This window comes from Xanthomonas nasturtii, assembly GCF_023337365.3.
Classification (GTDB): Bacteria; Pseudomonadota; Gammaproteobacteria; order Xanthomonadales; family Xanthomonadaceae; genus Xanthomonas; species Xanthomonas nasturtii.
The window spans coordinates 2,448,731-2,464,866 of the sequence record NZ_CP142084.2; the positions used below are offsets into that span (position 1 = coordinate 2,448,731).

A 16,136-nucleotide genomic window follows, 5' to 3' on the forward strand; every position below is an offset into this window, starting at 1 on the left:
TCATCCTTTAGCTTTTTTTTCATGATTGAGCACACCCCGCGAACACATCTTTCCTACGGTCATAGACGGCTGACTCGACCTGCATCAGACCCAGTACCGAATGAAAAAGGTTGTCATGCGATGCGGGCTTTCGAGCGCGCTGCTCGAGACAAGCGCGGTTCAAACCGCGCCACCTGCTCATGCCATCGGACAGCCAAATCACCATCGGCACCTGCATCTGCGTGTCAGGTGCGATCGCATATGGCATGCCATGCAGATAAAGATTCCGCTCGCCTAAAGATTCACCATGATCTGACAGATAAATCATTGCACTGTCGTGGGTCGTGAGGCCCTTGAGCAGATTGATGGTGGCCGCCACCATCTCGTCGGTGGCAAGGACAGCATTGTCGTAAGCATTGACGACTTCCTCTTGCGAGCATTCACTGATGTCAGGTTGCCGACAATCTGGCCTGAACTTGCGGAGCCGTTGGGGGTAGCGAAGGAAGTAGCTGGGCCCGTGGTTTCCGAGTTGGTGCAGTACGATCACGACATCCCGGTTCGAGCTATTAATTCGGTTTTGCAGACCCTTGAGAAGGATCTGATCCGAACAGCCCTCGTCAGTGCAGAAGACGGGATCTCGCTGATCGCGCAGTGACTCGAACGGCAAGCCGTCGCACACGCCCTTGCAGCCGCCTTGGTTGTCACGCCAGCCAACATCAACGCCCGCACGCGAGAGGACGTGCAGCAGCGACTCCGACCTCTCGATCTGCTGCTCGTCATAGTTGCTTCGACCGAGCCCCGAGAACATGCAGGGCAACGAAACCGCCGTACTCGACCCGCATGCACGAACGTCTCTAAAGTTGGTGATGTCTTCTCTCGAAAGGCGCGGCGTGGTCTCGCGAGAGTACCCATTGAGACCCCAGTTCTGGGCTCTAACCGTTTCGCCTACAACAATGACCAAGGCGTGGGGGCGCTTGGAGGTAGCATGCGCCGGCGCCAAGCTTGCGTCAGGCGCAAGCACGGCACGTGGACCCCGATATTGGCCTAGACCATCTTTAGCCGCGACACGTGCGAACGATGCCACTAGGTTTCCGGGAGCTAGAAGATGTCTTATTTCCCTGTTGTTACGCATTAGCGGAGAGATGTCCTTGAATCCCGCCAGGGCTGCGACTGACAGCACAACCAATGCAACGAAGACCGTGCCCGCCGCATGCAACAGCGACGACGGTACCGGCCTCCAAGCGACCTGGACGTAGAGCAAAACCAGAATGGGAAGCACGGCAACGCAGGCCACCTCCCAGATTAGGTTTCCGGTAATTACCTCCCGCGACTCCATCGCATCCGTTGCAAGAATATTCCGGGCCATGCCCACGTCGAAGTGCACGCCATACTGAAGCGAAAAATAGGACAGCGTCGCCGTGATCAACACAAAGCCAATCAATACCGGTCTGGTTGTCCAGCGTGTGCATAAAAACCGCACCAAAATGACATTAAGCGCAGTCACGATGAGAGCAATGCAGAATCGAGACACAACGCCATCAAAACCGTTCAACGTTTCAGTGCCAGAAATTGCCCGCCAAAAAGCACCGTTCAAGACCAATGTTGCGTAGGCGGCGGTGCCCCAGACGAGCAGCTCAGGACCGACACGAGGTCGCTTCAGCAGGGCATGCTTCTTGTCATGAATGCCCATGCCTGTGCCCTTTATTGGCGCACGACGCCTGCTCGATCTGAAGAGTGACCTCCTCAATCCCAAAGAGCTCGTCCAGCTCGGCACTGAGATCGCGCCGAACTTGATCCACGGGGTCGCTTTGCTCCTTCAATACGACGTGCGCCGTCAGGACCGGGCGTTGGCTCGAGACTGACCAGACGTGCAGGTCGTGAACCTCGCCCACACTTCTATTGCGCATCAGCGCGGCGCGCACGTCTTCTACTTCAATCTCAGAGGGCGTCCCCTGCATCAGAATATGCGATGCAGCCCGCAGCAGTGTCCACGTACGCGGTAGGACCCACAACCCGATAGCAACAGCGATGATGGGATCGATCAATGTCCATCCCGTGTATCGGATGACGATGGCGCCTACGATTACCCCTATAGAGCCCAACATGTCACTCCAAACTTCCAGGTAGGCACCTTTGACATTCAGCGAGTCGCCGCTACCAGCCTTTAAGAGCCGCATCGAGACAAGGTTGACGACTAGACCAATCACAGCCACGACAAACATGCCGGTCGACGCTACCTCTGGGGGCTGCCGGAAGCGGCCCACAGCCTCCCAGAGTATGTAGCCAGCGACCAGGAACAAGAGACCGCCATTGATCAAGGCGCCAAGGGCCTCCATGCGTGCATAGCCATATGTCTTATTTGAGTCCGCAGGCCGCTTGGCCATGCGAACGGCAAATAACGAGACGCCCAGTGCGATGACGTCAGTCATCATGTGCGCCGCATCTGATAGCAGCGCAAGGCTATTGGTGATTAGGCCTCCGATGACTTCGGCGACCAAGAACGTCGCGGTTAACCCTAGCGCCCACCAAAGAGGTTTTTCGAACTTGAGCTCTGACACACCGTGATCGTGGCTCCCACTCATTTGAATTCTCCAAGGGCCGGCGTCAGAGACGGGCCCGTTGATTACCTCGCCGTGTGCTCACGGCGGGGAACAACCAATAGATCAGGCCGACGCGCTTGCGCGGTTTGCAAATCTTCCATGCACCCATCGATAGAGCACTGGCAGCACGACCAGGGTCAGCAGGGTCGACGAGATAATCCCGCCGATCACAACTGTTGCTAACGGTCGCTGTACTTCCGAGCCTGCGCCCACGTTCAGCGCCATTGGCACGAAGCCTAACGACGCCACCAGCGCTGTCATCAGCACAGGGCGCAATCGGCTCAGCGCACCCTCTCGCACTGCATCTGGCAGGCTTGCGCCGGACTCTCGTAAGGACTTGATGAAGCTGATCAGCACCAGGCCGTTAAGGACTGCAACACCAGATAGAGCGATGAAGCCAATGCCTGCGGAGATCGATAGAGGAATGCCGCGCAAGGTCAGCGCCAGTACGCCACCGGTGAGGGCCAATGGCACTCCGCTAAAAACAATTGCCGCGTCCTTGGCCGATCCAAACGCCATGAATAGCAGGGCGAAGATCAATACCAGAGTCACCGGCACCACAACTGCCAAACGCTCGCTTGCCGAGATCAGCTGCTCGAAGCTACCGCCGTACTCCAACCAGTAACCGCTAGGTAACTGCACTTTGCTGCCGATCTGACGCTGAAGCTCAGTCACAAAACCGCCCAAGTCCCGATCGCGGACGTTGGCAGTCACCGCAATGCGGCGCTTGCCGTTATATCGGTTGATCTGGTTGGCGCCTTCGCTGGTAACTACCTTGGCCACCTCATTCAGCGGCACGGTCCTGGCGGCGCCATCGGCTTGAGCACCCATGGTAGCCGGTAGCGGAATTGGCAGGTTCTCAAGTGCAGAGGGGTCCTGCCGCAAGGATTCTGGTAATCGAACCACTAGATCGAAACGGCGGTCACCCTCAAAGAGCTGTCCAGCGACCTCACCGCCCACAGCTGTTGATACGGTGCGCTGCACGTCATCTGCGCTTAGGCCGTAGACCGCTAGCGCACGCCGATTCGGTTCGATGGTCAACAGCGGCAGGCCGCTGGCCTGCTCGACACGAACATCGGCCGCACCGGGGACGGCCTTTGCCACCTGCTCAACTTTCTGTCCAATCGAAAGCAAGGCATCCAAGTCGTCCCCATAGACGTTGATCGCCACGTCGGCTCGCACACCGGAGATCAGCTCGTTGGTGCGCATCTGAATCGGCTGACTGAACTCGTAGTTGTTACCCGGTATCGTCGCAAGGCTTTTTTCCACCTCCGCGACTAGGTCGGTTTTCAGCTTTTTTGGATTGGGCCACTGATCGCGCGGTTTGATCATCACGAATGTATCGGCCACTGAAGGAGGCATCGGGTCAGAGGCCACCTCAGAGGTGCCGATCTTGGAGAAGACTCGCTCGACCTCAGGCATCTTCGCTAAGCGCTCCTCAAGAATCCGCTGCATGCCGATCGACTGGGTCAGGCTCGTGCCCGGAATGCGCATGGCTTGCAGAGCAACGTCACCCTCATCCAAGCTGGGCACAAACTCGCTGCCCAGCCGCGTCGCTACTAGTGCACTGACGCCCAGCAGAGCAAAAGCTGCCAGGCCAATCAGTGCGCCACGGCGCAAGCTGAAGTCCAACAGCGGTTCATAGCCTCGACGCATCCAGGCCATGATTCGGTTCTCTTTCTCCTCGACCTTGCCACCCAGAGCCAACGCAATGGCGGCTGGGACAAATGTCAACGACAAGATCATCGCGCCGGTCAGGGCCAACACTACCGTGATGGCCATTGGGTGAAACATCTTTCCCTCAACGCCGGTGAGCGCGAAGATAGGTAAGTAGACCGCTGTGATGATGCCCAGGCCGAAGAGGCTGGGTCGGATTACCTCGGCGGTTGCGCTGGCTGTCTCCTCAAAACGTTCGACCAAGTTCATTTGGCGGCCGAGTTGGTGTTGACGTTCGCCGAAGCGCCGCAGGCAATTTTCGATGATGATCACAGCGCCATCAACGATCAGGCCAAAGTCAAGTGCGCCCAGGCTCATCAGATTGGCAGAAACACCACCCCTTGCCATGCCGGTCAAGGTAAAGAGCATCGCCAACGGAATCACCAAGGCCGTAATCAGTGCTGCGCGAAAATTGCCCAGCAACAGAAACAGGATGACAATGACGAGCAATGCACCTTCGGTCAGGTTTTTGGCGACCGTCGCGATAGTGCGGTCAACCAGCACTGTTCGGTCGTAGACCGGCGTTGCGGTAACCCCTTTGGGTAGGCTTTTCTCAGCTTCCTTCAGGCGCGCTGCGGCTGCCTGAGCAACGTCCCGGCTATTGGAGCCCACCAGCATCACGACGGTACCCAGGACGACTTCGTGGCCGTTCTGCGTAGCAGCACCGCTGCGCAGCTCTGCGCCGTCAGCTACCTGCGCTATGTCTTGGATGCGGATAACAGCGCCACCACGGGTGGCCACTACGATTTGCTCGATCTGTGGAATGTCCCCAACCTGAGCTGGCATTCGCACCAAGAATTGCTGACCATTGCGCTCGATGTAACCAGCGCCCACATTTTGGTTGTTGGCCTGTAGTGCCTGGACGACATCGTCCAGCGCGAGATCAAGCGAGCGCAAACGCGCCGGATCAGGCGTGATGTGCACCTCGCGCTTGTAGCCACCAAGGGTGTTTACTTCGGTGACGCCCGGCACGTTGCGTAGTTGGGGACGAATCACCCAGTCCTGCAATGTGCGCAGATCCGTCGCAGAAAAAGGCGTTCCGTCCGCCTTTCGCGCCGCTGGATCAGCATCGATGGTGTAGGAGAAAATTTCCCCCATGCCCGTGGCGATGGGTCCCAGGGTCGGCTCTATGCCGACAGGAATCTGCGACTTGACCTGTTGCAGGCGCTCGGCGACCTGCTGGCGTGCAAAGTAGATGTCGGTGCCGTCTTTGAAGACAACCGTGATCTGCGACAGCCCATATCGAGAAATGGATCTGAAGTAATCCATTTTCGGCAGGCCGGCCATGGCTGTCTCTACCGCATACGTGATGCGCTGTTCAGCTTCGAGCGGCGAGTAGCCTGGTGCGGAAGTGTTGACCTGCACTTGGACGTTAGTGATGTCTGGGGTAACGTCGATTGGAAGCTGCCTGAAACTCCATACACCGACAGCAATGAGCACAACTGTGAAGGACATCATCAACCAGCGATGGCTGACCGAGGCCCTGATAATTTTTTCTAGCATGTCGGTCTCCTTAATGCTCGTGCGAGGCGCCGGACTTTTCGATGTCCGCCTTGATCAAGTAGCTCTGTTCGACGACTACTTCCTCGCCAACCTTCAGGCCCTCGATCACCTCAACAACGCGCGCATCACCCTCGCCCAACTTCACTGCACGCGAGGTATAGATGTCGCCTGTGCGCACGAACACTGCCGCTTGGCCATCCATTGTCTGGACGGCACCGCGCGGCACCACAACTGCGGCGTCCCGCGAGCGGGTCGCAATCTTGCCTGTCACCGCCACACCAGGACGCCACTGATCATCCGAGTTGTCCAACGTCACCCGTGCGACCGTGCTCTGAGATGCGCTGGCCGTGCCCGGCAGCACGCTGTCCACCGTCGCGCTAACCTGGTGTCCGTCATAAAGACGCTCCACGATGACGTGCTGCCCAGGCCGCACGTCGATGATCTGACGGCCGAAGACCGTCAGATCCGCCCAGACACGGCTGAAGTTCGCGATCTCGAACAGTGTTTGCCCCTCGGCCGCTCCCCCACCGGTTTGCGCCTGGCGGCTCAACACGACTCCCGAAATCGGGGAAGCGACGCCATATGTGCTGAGGCTAAGATTGCTTTCGATGCTGGCCAGGTTCTGTCCCGCCTTGACCTTGTCACCCACGTTGACGCGGAGCGCCGCGACACGTCCCGGGTAGCGCGCGCTGACCTGAGCAACACTGCCGTCTATCGCGCGGATGGAACCTTGCACCTGGATTTCAATGGACACCTGGCCTGACCCAGCGGCGGCGACCTTGACCCCATTCGCATCGGCATCGGCGCGCAGAATCGTGGTCGATTCAGCCTTTTCTTCTTTGTGCTCGCCAGGCTCCTCGCTCTGCGCTTTGGCTGCTTCTGCACTGGGTTCTTTGGCTGTCTGCTGCTCAGCGCTTCCGCAGCCCGCCAGGGCCAACGCAAGGGCCAACGCCAGCACCGTCATGGAGTTCGCAATCTTCATTTGGAGGAGGTATCCGTATTCGCGGCGCCTTGCGCCTTGACAATGGGTTGTCCCAGCAATCGCTGGACTTCGATAAGCGCTGATTGAGCCGAGAGCGCCGCATCGAGCTGGCGACGACGCGCCTGAACACGCTGGTCCTGTAATAAGGCCCACTCCATGTAACTAATGGCACCTGCGCGCCAGGCGCGATCAGCCGCCGTCTCTGCCTTTGCCAAGCGCGGCAGGACATCGCTCTGAAGGCGCTGCACTTCCAATTGGGCCGTTGCGTAATCGCCATAGGCGGTGGCAAGTGCTGAGTTCATCCCAACCAGCAACGACTCACGTTCCACGTCTGTGAGCGCCAGCTCCGCTTCCGCCGCACGAATACCCGGTTGCGCACGACGCGACGAACCCAGCGGGATACTGAAGCCCGCAAGCACCCCGACGTCATTACCATTGCGGAACGCTCGACCTCCGACCTGCCATTGGATGTCAGGCGTGGCGTCGCTACGGACCAGGCGCAACTGCGCTTCTCGGATGCGCACTTCACCGGCAAGTTGAACCAGTTCGGGAGTGCGCTCCAGCAAGGCGCTGAGCACCGCAAAGTCCTCCAGGCCGGGCAACGTCAGGGGGTCGCCGGAAACGGTGCCATCAGCAGGGCTGCGACTGTTCCAGAGCGAGGAAAGCGCTTGGCGCGCAGCTTTCTCGGACTGGCTGGCGCGATCGCGATCTAGCTCTGCTTCAGCCAAAGAAGCTTGCGCTGTCAGCACCACAGACTCCGGCGACGCACCTGCAGCGAGCCTGCGCTTGGCAGCCTCAACCGTGCGACGACGCTGCTCGATATCAAGGTCGGCGATCTCGCGCTGTCGAATCGCTGCTGTTACTGCCAGGTAGCGTCGAGCAGTTTCGGCAAGAAGGTCAAGACGCATAACCTCGCGCTGTGGAGCCAGCTTGTCGATATTCGCTTGGGCCAGTGCCCTGCGTGCATCGAGCTTGCCACCACGCTCCAGCACGCCAGCTAGCGTGACCGTTATCTCGGCTTGATCGAAGGCTCGATAAGGACCGCTTCCCAGGGCGTTCTCAACAGTCGCGCCTAAGGTGAGGGGCGGCTTAAGGCTCGCCGAGTCGTAGTTGGCCTGAAGGACGGCGCGCTGACCGTCCACCAAGCGCAGATCAGGATGGGTCTGGGCGACCTGTTCGATCGCCCGTTCAAGTGTCAGAGTCTGACTAGGTGCCCGTTCCTGCGCAAAGAGCGCAGGCGCAAAGGCGCAGGCAGCAAATGCCGCCAATCGAAACCACATGGGAAATTCTCCGAAAGGGTCAAAACTGAGCCCGCCTGTTGAGGCGGCGAACCGTTACAGACCGATCGGAGGCCGAATATCGAACCGGAGGCGTGCCGAAATAGTGGGCAACACGGTGAAATCAGGCGCGTTGGCCATCATGGCTTGCACAAGAATCAATGCGTAAGCAGACGGTATCGCACTGAGATGACCACAGCAATGTGAGGCATGCATTAGCGCGTGCAGCAGATCGCCCCCCTGGTCATCTTCGTCGTGGGCCGCATCTTGGGCTAAAGCATGCTCACCGCGGTCGTGCAGGTGCTCAGCCACGCCCCGCGACGCTTCGTGAATATCACCCACTGCAGCGAAGATGGGGTTGAGCTGTACCGCGAGCAGCAGCAAGACCAGCGCCGGAAGGCGAAGGTAGCGGCGAACTCGTGATGCATACATAGACATATTAAAAGCTTACCCGAGCTATTGAGCGTTAGGCAATTTCATTTGAGTAATCGGCCAGAACAGTGCGCGTGCGCTCTGGGTCGGCAACGGCCAAATAGCAGTCCAGGAACGACAGCTGATCCGAAAACGTCGCGGTCATAAGACACCTCAGCAGCGCTCCGGCGTGCCGCAGGACTGGTCGCCTGCGCAGCAGTTCTCGGTCAGATAGCCGATCAGACCATTCATCGCGTTGAAGTTGGCCCGGTAGCGGATGGTGCGACCGCGCTTCTCGGCGGTGACAAGCCCAGCGGTAGGCAATTTCTTCAGGTGAAAGGAGAGCGTGGAGCCTGGAGTGTCAGTGCCTGCCTCAAGCAGGCTGGGATTGCCAACCTCGTTGTCGCCCACTACCAGGTTCATATGGCCATTGAGGGCAGGTCCAGATGGCGAAACGACTTGCAGTTGCCGTGGACGATAGGTTCGATCAGCATGCGGAATCCTTCGGTGGCCAGCGAGCTCGGTGCGGAACGCGCCCGCAACCGGCTGGCCTGCTTTTGCTCTGGGCAATACTTCCCAGCGATCACCGGCCCGGGCGGTTTCGTACTGTTTGGCGTGCCGGAAAGGGACAAAGCGTCTTTTACGCGGGATAATTCAATATTATCCCGCCTGAAATTAACGCCTCGTTTCGGAACCGTGCGCTTGTTGAATGGTACGTAATTACATGGTATGTAATACATTACGAAATAACGGGAGTGGACGAATGGCTCGGTCTGGCTTGTACAAGAGCGATGTGCAACGCGCCCGGGACAGTCTCCGGGCCGAAGGCCGAAATCCCTCAGTGGACGCCGTACGCGTGGCACTGGGTAATACTGGGTCTAAAACCACCATCCATCGCTACCTCAAGGAGCTGGAAGAGGAGGATGGGCAAGGCCTAGGGGCCAAGATCGCGGTCAGCGACGCCCTGCAGGACCTGGTGGCTCGCCTTGCCGAGCGGCTGCATGCCGAGGCGGAAACCGTGGTCGCCCAAGCGCAAGATCGATTCCAGGCCGAGCGGCACGAGCGCACCCAAGCCTTGGAACAGGCCCGGCAGGAGGCAGGCAATCTCAGCGCGCAGCTTCAGCGCACCGAGACGCTGCTTCAGACAGAACGCCAGGCGGGTGAAGCCGCCAGGGGCGAGGTGGCCAGCCGCACCACCGAACTGGCTCAGCTGGAGGAGCGCATTGCGGGCCTCACGGCACGGCTGGCCGAGCACGAAAGCCACGCGCGTTCCCTGGAGCAGAAGCACGAGCATGCCAGGGAAGCCCTTGAGCACTACCGCACCTCGGTCAAAGACCAGCGCGAGCAGGAGCAACGCCGTCACGAGCACCAGGTGCAGGAACTGCAGGTCGCTCTGCGCCAGGCCAACGAAACGTTGACCTCCAAGAACCACGACCTGGTGCAGCTCAACCGGGAGAACGGCCAGTGGCTGGAGCGTCACACCCGATTGGAAAAGGAAGTGGCGCAGCTGCGCCAGACCATCGAGGCGCAACAGGGCGAGCTCGATGCGCTGCGCCTGACAGCGGCCGAATACCAGGCGCTGCAGGTGCGCTGGGGCCAAGACACTCAGACGTTGGAGGCCGCTCGACAAGAGCTCGCGCAAGTCCGGACCGAGCTGGTCCAGGAGCGCGAACGGCGCGAGCACGCCGAGACGGAGACGCTGCGCGCCACGGTGCGCCTGAGCACCCTGGAGCCGCTTCTTGCCCAGCTGCAGCCGGCCAGTGCCGGCGGTAAAGGCGCCAAGCGGATCTCATCGGAAGAGACGCCGGCGCCATAGGCTTGCAAGAGAACATCAGGCGCCACGATCGCAAGGAGTTTTGCTATGAGCGTAGTCACCACCACACCCCCGGAAATCTCCCGTGCCGTGCGTCGCTTAACCGATTCCGTCGTGCGCGGCGCAGAGCCGGTGTATCTCGATGTGCAGCCGGAAGCCGATGCGATCGTGCACGAGTGCTTTCCCAACGTGCAGGCCAAGGTCGCGCGCGACGGTGGTCAGATGCTGTGCGGGTGGCAGCTGTGGGAATGGCCGAACGTGCTGGTCGAGGCAGAATTCCATGCCGTGTGGGTCAGTCCCGCAGGGGAAATGATCGACATCACGCCAAAGCCCGAAGGCGAGAAGCGCATTCTCTTCGTGCCGGATCCGCGCAGACGCTACGAGGGCGTGTCGATCGACAACGTCCGCATGCCTCTGCGCGATGACCTGCTGATCAGGCACTTCATCCAGATGTCCGAAGCGATCGTCCAAGTGATAAACCGCGGCGAGCGAGCATCTCAGTATGGCGAGGTCAGCGTTCCGGCCAATGAAATCCAGCCTCTTCTGCAGGCTAGGGATTTCCTGGGGCAGTCACTCGGTGCGGGACTGCGCGAGCATGCACCGTGCCTGTGCGGCAGCGGCAGCAAGTACAAGCGCTGTCATGGCGCACAAGTAGAAGCATTCTTCCGTCATTGACGGTGGTGCCCCTGGTCGGAATCGAACCGACGTGTACGCGCTTATCTGGCGCGTGCTCTCACCGGGGTATAAGGCCGGCGCTCTGACCAACATGAGCAACAGGGGCGTGATCGATCGATGCGATCACGCCGGTATTCGAGGGTCGAGCTGGCTCAGGTGGTTCATGGGGCAAGCATACCGGGGATGGAGGCCATGCCGCTATCCCCGGGCGCGGCGGTAGGAGCGGGCCCACGCCGGAGCAGGGATGCGGGCGGTCGCCACCAGCCAAGCCATCCGCAAGGCCTGCGCGTCCACCAAGGCATGGTGGCGCCTGGCCCTATGCTCCGGATGGGCCGCGAACCAATCTTCCACCAGTAATCCCGGAAGGCCTTCCTTCGACATGCGTGTCATGACCGGGGCCGGCCGGGGCCCGCACGCGGCAACCTGGTCATCGGGTAACTCAAACCCATCCAGGGCGTACCGCAGCAGCTGGAGATCGTTCGGGAAATCCGCCATCACTGCCGGCGCATCGACCTCGCTGAGGAAGGCGCGCAGCTCGGTAGTCAGGGCGGCATCAGGCAGGGCTGCGTCGCCGCGGTCTAGCAGCGGGTAGACGCTTTGACGAACGAAGTCGGTGGGAGCCTCGGGCAGGCTGGCTCGCTCAGCGTAGAAAAGGCGGTCTCCACCTTCGTTCACCAGCGCCAGACTCACCAGCTCGCTGCCCGTTACATCGGCCCACTCGGTGTCCAAGAAGTAGTACGTGGTCGCCATGATTGAATGGTGCCACAGCTTCCTGGGGAGGGCCGAGCCTGGAAGTGCGGCCGAGGGCAGAATTCAGCGATCCATCAATCGGTTAGCGAAGATCTGGCCGTGTTCGTAACGATTCCCTGCCAACCCTCAACTTTGCCTTACGCCCTGGTTACGCCGCCTGCAACTGCTGCTCAAGTACGTCCATCCGCCGCTCGCACGCTGCGCTTAGACATCATCAGACGTCGGCTTCGCACGTCATGCGGATGCGTAAAACATTCCCGTGAGAACCATCAAATGACCGACGTAGTAGACATAAAACGCCCTGCGCGTGCGTGCGATGGGAATGTTCATGCGTGCAATCATCAGCAGAGGCAACGCCAGCAGCGCCCAAACATTGGCGTTGATGATACAAAGCGACAGCACTGGCAACCCAAGCAACAAAGGTGCTGAGAGTCTTTTCGATAGTCGCCATTGCCACGGGTTGCGCCAGAACACCCAACCGCCAAGCACAATTGCCAGGCCGGCCCAACGGTAATCGACGGCAGCAGGCACCAGCAATGCGCACAACGCCAGAAAAGCCCAGCGGCGACGCTCGATTGCAAGAATGCACACAGCTGCCAACGCAAACGACAGCAGAACATTCAGCGGAAATACGCGCTGAAACGCAATTGCCACTACCGGCGTTGCGATAAGACCCCATAGAAACAAACGCTTTACCGACTTTTCGATATCGGCATTGGGCTGGGCAAGGTTGTAGGCCAGAACCAGCGCAAACAGCGGAAATGCCACACGCCCTAGTTCGGCAACGACCGGCACGTACCCCAACCCCAGAATCTTCAAAGCGTGATCCCCCGTCATGAAGACGGCGGCCAGCCATTTCAACAATTCACGACCGCCGCTGGTCACTGAGGCGCTTCAGGTTGGTCGCTGCAAAGGACTTCGCACTCGTGCGAAGGCCTGCGGTGCATTGGCGTACGTCTCCAATACCAGCGCATGCGCCACTCACTTGCGTCGCGCCGTGGTCGACGCTTCTCAGGAGAGTGGTCACTGGCCGTCACGGCGCATCGCCCCCGTATCCTCCTGCAACTCCCGCTTGAACGGCACATCCGGTGGCGGTCTTGCGGAGGCTGGTTGGTCGTTGAGATTCGGGTCGCTCAGGCCGCAGCCGCCGCCAAATTGCAGCAACGAAACCACGCAACTGATCTTGGTGGTGGTTCCCGGGATCGGGATCTCGATCTTCTTCAGGCCGCGGCGCACCCATTCCTGCAGCAAGGTCTGGTTCGGCATCCAGTACTTGTCCAGCGAGGTCGGCGTGTAGCCGTACGGCGGACGTTTGAGCCAGGTGCCGCCCTGGGCAATCTGGTCGCGGGTCCAGGTGTCGGTCTCGCTGCCCGGCGGCCCGCGGTCGCCCGCGCCGTGACCGGCATCGCCGGTGCCGGTGGCCACGTGGACGCTGCCATCGGCGTTGAACATGCCGTTGCGTTGGCCGTTGGCGCCGGTCGTTTCGCCTTGCCGGTTGCGGTCGGATTTGCTCCAGTCGTCGGCATTGGCGGCCACATCCCATCCGCCGCTGCGGTCGGCAGGCTTCGGGCCGGCATTGCCATTGGCTGCTGACCTGGTGGCTGACGCCGCCGCTGCTGTCGCCGCTGCCGAGCTACTGGAACGCTCGGACTGAGAAGAATTGGCCTGCGGCTGCGTTCCCGTTTGCGACGATTCGGCGGCGGCTGTCTGCCTCTGGGAAGCATCCGCAGGCGCCGTTTGCGCCATAGGGGCCACCGCCACCGGCACAGGCGCCGGATCCGGCACACTCGGCAACTCTGCGGCGCGCACCGCGACGTCGGGCATGCGCACCGCCGGTGCGATCTCGGGCACGCGTGCGGCCGGCGCGGGCACTTGTGGGCGCTCGGATATGACGATGTCGCGCTCGCGCACGGTTGGCGCATCAGCTGCGCGCACCGCCACTGCAGTGGCAGGACGTTGCAGTTCGCGAACCTGCGGGCGCTCGGTCACCGTCTGGATGTCGCGTTGACGGACCTCGACCTGCGGCGCCGCACGTTCGATCGCACGCGTCGTCAGCGTGATCGTTGGCGGCGGTGGCACGACAAACTCATTGTTGGCCACCGGTGTTTCAGTCACCTGCAGCGGCGATTCGATCGTCACCGGCGGCACCTGCACCGTCACTTGCGGAACGTCCGCAGTCACCGGTTCGCTGACCGCTTCCGTCGGCTCCGTCGCATCGTTTTGCATCTGTGCCGTACTTGGGCTTTCGACTGGATCGGCAGCTGACTGCGTCTGCGTCGGCGATACAGGTGGTTCGCCTGCCGCCACCGCTGCAGCTGTTTGCGCTGCAGCAGACGTTGCAGCGGCCGCTGCCGACTCCGCAGCCCCAGGTTGCCCCGCACCCCCCCCCTGCTCCACCGCACCGTCGCCAATGAAGGTCATGCGTACCCGCGATTCATCGCCAGGCTTGGCGTCATCCGGCGCCCAACGCACGGTGACCACCCAGATGAGCAGCGCAACGAAACCGAGGTGGATCAGAAAACTGCCCAGCAATGCCAGCCAATGCTGCCGACGCTGATCCTTCGGCCGCGGGTCCCAGTGTTGCCACCACAGGCTGCGAAACGCCTGAAATGGCGACAGCATGGCTGCGCTGACCACGTTGCGCTGCGACGGGCGTGCCCGTGCCAGCAGCACGCCCGTCACCTGGTCATCGTTGAATGGTGCAGCCGCATGTTTGCGGTTGCCCATCCAGATACCCCAGCCATACGGCAGGCCGGTGCGCCGATCCAGAATGAGCTTGCTGGGCATGCGCGCGCGCAGCGCCAGCAGCAGATCGGCAGCGGTTGTCACCGGTGAGGCGGAATCAGGCCGCGCTGTCGCGCGGAATGTACGGGGCGTCGCCGGTGGCGTGGTCGGTCGCGTCGCGTACCGCAATCACGCCGGGCACGCGCCCCATCAGGGTTTTTTCGATGCCCTGCTTCAAGGTCACGTCGGCCATGCCGCAGCCGTGGCAGCCGCCGCCGAAGCGCAGCAACACCACGCCATCGGCGGACACTTCCTGCACCGCCACGCGTCCGCCATGCGATGCCAGCTGCGGGTTGATTTCGTTCTCCACCACCCAGCGCACGCGCTCCAACATGGAGGCCGAATCTGCCGGCGCTTCGCCCTTGATCTTGGGCGCCTTGATGGTCAGTTGCTGGTTGCCGGTGGACTGGGTGACGTAGTCGATCTCGGCACCGTCCATCCATGGCACGCTGGCGGCGACCACATATAAGGTGAAGCCATCGCAGTCGATCGCCCACTCGTCGCCGCTCAGCTCGGCCGGCTCGGCGAATTCGAGCCGGGCATCGGCGCGCGGGGTGCCCGCATCCACCGCGCTCAGGCGCACGCCCATGCCGGGCACGCCCTCGCGTTCGATGAGCTTGCGGAAATAGGTCTGGGCTTTGTCGGATATCTGGATCATGCGGGTTATTCTACCGCTCAAAGCGCCCTCGCTCATGGAACACCGTGATCCTGGTGGGTGCGCCGTCCGCCACCCCTGCGAGACCGTCATGACCGATCTGATTCCCCTGGAGCAGGCCCATTGCCTCCCGCGCAAGGGTAGCGACCACAAGCTGGGCGAAGCGCGCCTGGCCGAATTGCTGCCGCAGGTGCCCGGCTGGGAGCTGGCCGAGGCCGGGATGGCGCTCACGCGCACGTTCCGCTTCGCCGACTATTACCGCACCCTCGCCTTCGTGAATGCGTTGGCCTGGATCGCCCACCGTGAAGACCACCACCCCGACCTGGGCGTCCACTACGACCGCGTCGTGGTGCGTTATTCCACCCATGACGTGGGCGGGCTAAGCGAAAACGACTTCATCTGCGCGGCCAAGACCGCACAGCTCTACGATCAGGGAATTACCGCATGAGCATGTATCGCGCTGCCCTCGCCGGCCTCATCGTCGCCACCGGTCTTAGCGGCTGCGGCAAGTCGCCACAGCAGGCTTCCGCGCCCACGGTCGCGCCCACCGAGCTGGCAGCAGTGAAGACGCCGCCGCCGGAGTATTCGCCGCAGCTGGCGTGCGCCGGCGTGGGCGGGACCACGGTGCTACGGGTCGTGGTCGGCACCGGAGGCACCCCGACCGATGTGTCGGTGACACAGAGCAGCGGCCAGCCCGTACTCGACGAAGCCGCGCAGAAGCGCGTGCGCGAATGGCAGTTCAAGGCTGCTACCCGCAACGGCCAGGCGGTGCCGCAAACCATCCAGGTGCCGGTTGCGTTCAAACCGCCGGTGCCGCGTCCGGACGAATGCTTCGCCATCGAAGAACGCGCCCATCGTGGCGGCTGAGGACAGGACAGTTCGGTACCGCGGTATGTCGCTCGGCAATGCGTAAGCGCTACCGGCAGCGCCGCAGCCACATCCTCGCCCTGTTCGTGCACGCATGATGTTCGCGTCCGCTTGCGGCTGGCGC

General features: G+C 61.3%; 14 protein-coding genes, 1 tRNA gene and 1 pseudogene. 4 read left to right on the forward strand and 12 right to left on the reverse strand.

The features are described 5' to 3' along the window. Nucleotides 1-19 precede the first annotated feature (19 nt). The 7 genes and pseudogenes from M3O59_RS10670 to M3O59_RS10700 all read right to left on the reverse strand — a co-directional run. Entirely contained in the window at nucleotides 20-1,669 is a 1,650-nt protein-coding gene (locus tag M3O59_RS10670; RefSeq protein ID WP_116906657.1) for a phosphoethanolamine transferase, read from the reverse strand. Beyond that, nucleotides 1,656-2,561 carry a cation diffusion facilitator family transporter gene (locus M3O59_RS10675; protein ID WP_116906656.1) on the reverse strand — a complete coding sequence of 302 codons (906 nt, stop codon included), beginning with the start codon at nucleotides 2,559-2,561 and terminating at the stop codon, nucleotides 1,656-1,658. Before M3O59_RS10675 ends, M3O59_RS10670 begins: the two co-directional genes overlap by 14 nt. 81 nt (nucleotides 2,562-2,642) lie before the next feature. Further along, entirely contained in the window at nucleotides 2,643-5,798 is a 3,156-nt protein-coding gene (locus tag M3O59_RS10680; protein ID WP_116906655.1) for an efflux RND transporter permease subunit, read from the reverse strand. 10 nt (nucleotides 5,799-5,808) lie between these two features. Beyond that, complete coding sequence (locus M3O59_RS10685; RefSeq protein ID WP_116906654.1) at nucleotides 5,809-6,780, reverse strand: efflux RND transporter periplasmic adaptor subunit; 972 nt, start codon at nucleotides 6,778-6,780, stop codon at nucleotides 5,809-5,811. Next, nucleotides 6,777-8,060 (reverse strand): TolC family protein, encoded by a 1,284-nt coding sequence (locus M3O59_RS10690; RefSeq protein ID WP_116906653.1) that lies wholly within the window; start codon nucleotides 8,058-8,060, stop codon nucleotides 6,777-6,779. Before M3O59_RS10690 ends, M3O59_RS10685 begins: the two co-directional genes overlap by 4 nt. A 54-nt stretch (nucleotides 8,061-8,114) precedes the next feature. Continuing rightward, the gene (locus tag M3O59_RS10695) at nucleotides 8,115-8,495 is read right to left on the reverse strand and encodes a hypothetical protein (RefSeq protein WP_147308561.1); all 381 of its coding nucleotides are present in this window, start codon (nucleotides 8,493-8,495) and stop codon (nucleotides 8,115-8,117) included. A gap of 147 nt (nucleotides 8,496-8,642) precedes the next feature. After that, nucleotides 8,643-8,825 (reverse strand): annotated as a pseudogene (locus M3O59_RS10700) (ArsR/SmtB family transcription factor); the annotation flags it as partial. Between the two features lie 406 nt (nucleotides 8,826-9,231). Between M3O59_RS10700 and M3O59_RS10705 the strand changes: the two are divergent. Together M3O59_RS10705 and M3O59_RS10710 are read left to right on the forward strand one after the other, a co-directional pair. Further along, on the forward strand, nucleotides 9,232-10,284 hold the full coding sequence (locus M3O59_RS10705; protein WP_116906652.1) for a DNA-binding protein: 1,053 nt from the start codon (nucleotides 9,232-9,234) through the stop codon (nucleotides 10,282-10,284). 45 nt (nucleotides 10,285-10,329) lie between these two features. Further along, entirely contained in the window at nucleotides 10,330-10,956 is a 627-nt protein-coding gene (locus M3O59_RS10710; protein WP_116906651.1) for an SEC-C domain-containing protein, read from the forward strand. Between the two features lie 3 nt (nucleotides 10,957-10,959). On the opposite strand, the gene M3O59_RS10715 is transcribed toward M3O59_RS10710, so the two are convergent. The 5 genes from M3O59_RS10715 to M3O59_RS10735 all read right to left on the reverse strand — a co-directional run bounded on the left by M3O59_RS10715 (nucleotide 10,960) and on the right by M3O59_RS10735 (nucleotide 15,148). After that, nucleotides 10,960-11,062 (reverse strand) — tRNA-Ile (locus M3O59_RS10715). Nucleotides 11,063-11,154: 92 nt separating this feature from the next. Then, complete coding sequence (locus M3O59_RS10720; protein ID WP_116906650.1) at nucleotides 11,155-11,706, reverse strand: 3'-5' exoribonuclease; 552 nt, start codon at nucleotides 11,704-11,706, stop codon at nucleotides 11,155-11,157. Nucleotides 11,707-11,940: 234 nt separating this feature from the next. Further along, nucleotides 11,941-12,591, reverse strand: coding sequence for a TraX family protein (locus M3O59_RS10725; RefSeq protein ID WP_064630047.1), 651 nt, complete (start codon nucleotides 12,589-12,591; stop codon nucleotides 11,941-11,943). Nucleotides 12,592-12,729: 138 nt separating this feature from the next. Continuing rightward, the gene (locus M3O59_RS10730; protein ID WP_249046995.1) at nucleotides 12,730-14,535 is read right to left on the reverse strand and encodes a transmembrane repetitive protein; all 1,806 of its coding nucleotides are present in this window, start codon (nucleotides 14,533-14,535) and stop codon (nucleotides 12,730-12,732) included. A gap of 13 nt (nucleotides 14,536-14,548) precedes the next feature. Then, entirely contained in the window at nucleotides 14,549-15,148 is a 600-nt protein-coding gene (locus tag M3O59_RS10735; RefSeq protein ID WP_116906147.1) for an NfuA family Fe-S biogenesis protein, read from the reverse strand. Nucleotides 15,149-15,236: 88 nt separating this feature from the next. Between M3O59_RS10735 and M3O59_RS10740 the strand changes: the two genes are divergently transcribed. Beyond that, on the forward strand, nucleotides 15,237-15,593 hold the full coding sequence (locus M3O59_RS10740; protein WP_003489213.1) for a 4a-hydroxytetrahydrobiopterin dehydratase: 357 nt from the start codon (nucleotides 15,237-15,239) through the stop codon (nucleotides 15,591-15,593). Continuing rightward, on the forward strand, nucleotides 15,590-16,012 hold the full coding sequence (locus M3O59_RS10745; RefSeq protein WP_116906146.1) for an energy transducer TonB: 423 nt from the start codon (nucleotides 15,590-15,592) through the stop codon (nucleotides 16,010-16,012). The genes M3O59_RS10740 and M3O59_RS10745 overlap by 4 nt, the downstream gene beginning before the upstream one ends. The last annotated feature ends 124 nt before the right edge of the window (nucleotides 16,013-16,136 follow it).

What these genes read in the sequence shown, in the direction of transcription:
- M3O59_RS10675 (WP_116906656.1), bottom strand. Translation starts at nt 2,561, where the DNA reads ATGAGTGGGAGCCACGATCACGGTGTGTCAGAGCTCAAGTTCGAAAAA.
- M3O59_RS10670 (WP_116906657.1), bottom strand. Translation starts at nt 1,669, where the DNA reads ATGGGCATTCATGACAAGAAGCATGCCCTGCTGAAGCGACCTCGTGTC.
- M3O59_RS10735 (WP_116906147.1), bottom strand. Translation starts at nt 15,148, where the DNA reads ATGATCCAGATATCCGACAAAGCCCAGACCTATTTCCGCAAGCTCATC.
- M3O59_RS10745 (WP_116906146.1), top strand. Translation starts at nt 15,590, where the DNA reads ATGAGCATGTATCGCGCTGCCCTCGCCGGCCTCATCGTCGCCACCGGT.
- M3O59_RS10740 (WP_003489213.1), top strand. Translation starts at nt 15,237, where the DNA reads ATGACCGATCTGATTCCCCTGGAGCAGGCCCATTGCCTCCCGCGCAAG.
- M3O59_RS10710 (WP_116906651.1), top strand. Translation starts at nt 10,330, where the DNA reads ATGAGCGTAGTCACCACCACACCCCCGGAAATCTCCCGTGCCGTGCGT.
- M3O59_RS10705 (WP_116906652.1), top strand. Translation starts at nt 9,232, where the DNA reads ATGGCTCGGTCTGGCTTGTACAAGAGCGATGTGCAACGCGCCCGGGAC.
- M3O59_RS10720 (WP_116906650.1), bottom strand. Translation starts at nt 11,706, where the DNA reads ATGGCGACCACGTACTACTTCTTGGACACCGAGTGGGCCGATGTAACG.
- M3O59_RS10680 (WP_116906655.1), bottom strand. Translation starts at nt 5,798, where the DNA reads ATGCTAGAAAAAATTATCAGGGCCTCGGTCAGCCATCGCTGGTTGATG.
- M3O59_RS10685 (WP_116906654.1), bottom strand. Translation starts at nt 6,780, where the DNA reads ATGAAGATTGCGAACTCCATGACGGTGCTGGCGTTGGCCCTTGCGTTG.
- M3O59_RS10695 (WP_147308561.1), bottom strand. Translation starts at nt 8,495, where the DNA reads ATGTCTATGTATGCATCACGAGTTCGCCGCTACCTTCGCCTTCCGGCG.
- M3O59_RS10690 (WP_116906653.1), bottom strand. Translation starts at nt 8,060, where the DNA reads ATGTGGTTTCGATTGGCGGCATTTGCTGCCTGCGCCTTTGCGCCTGCG.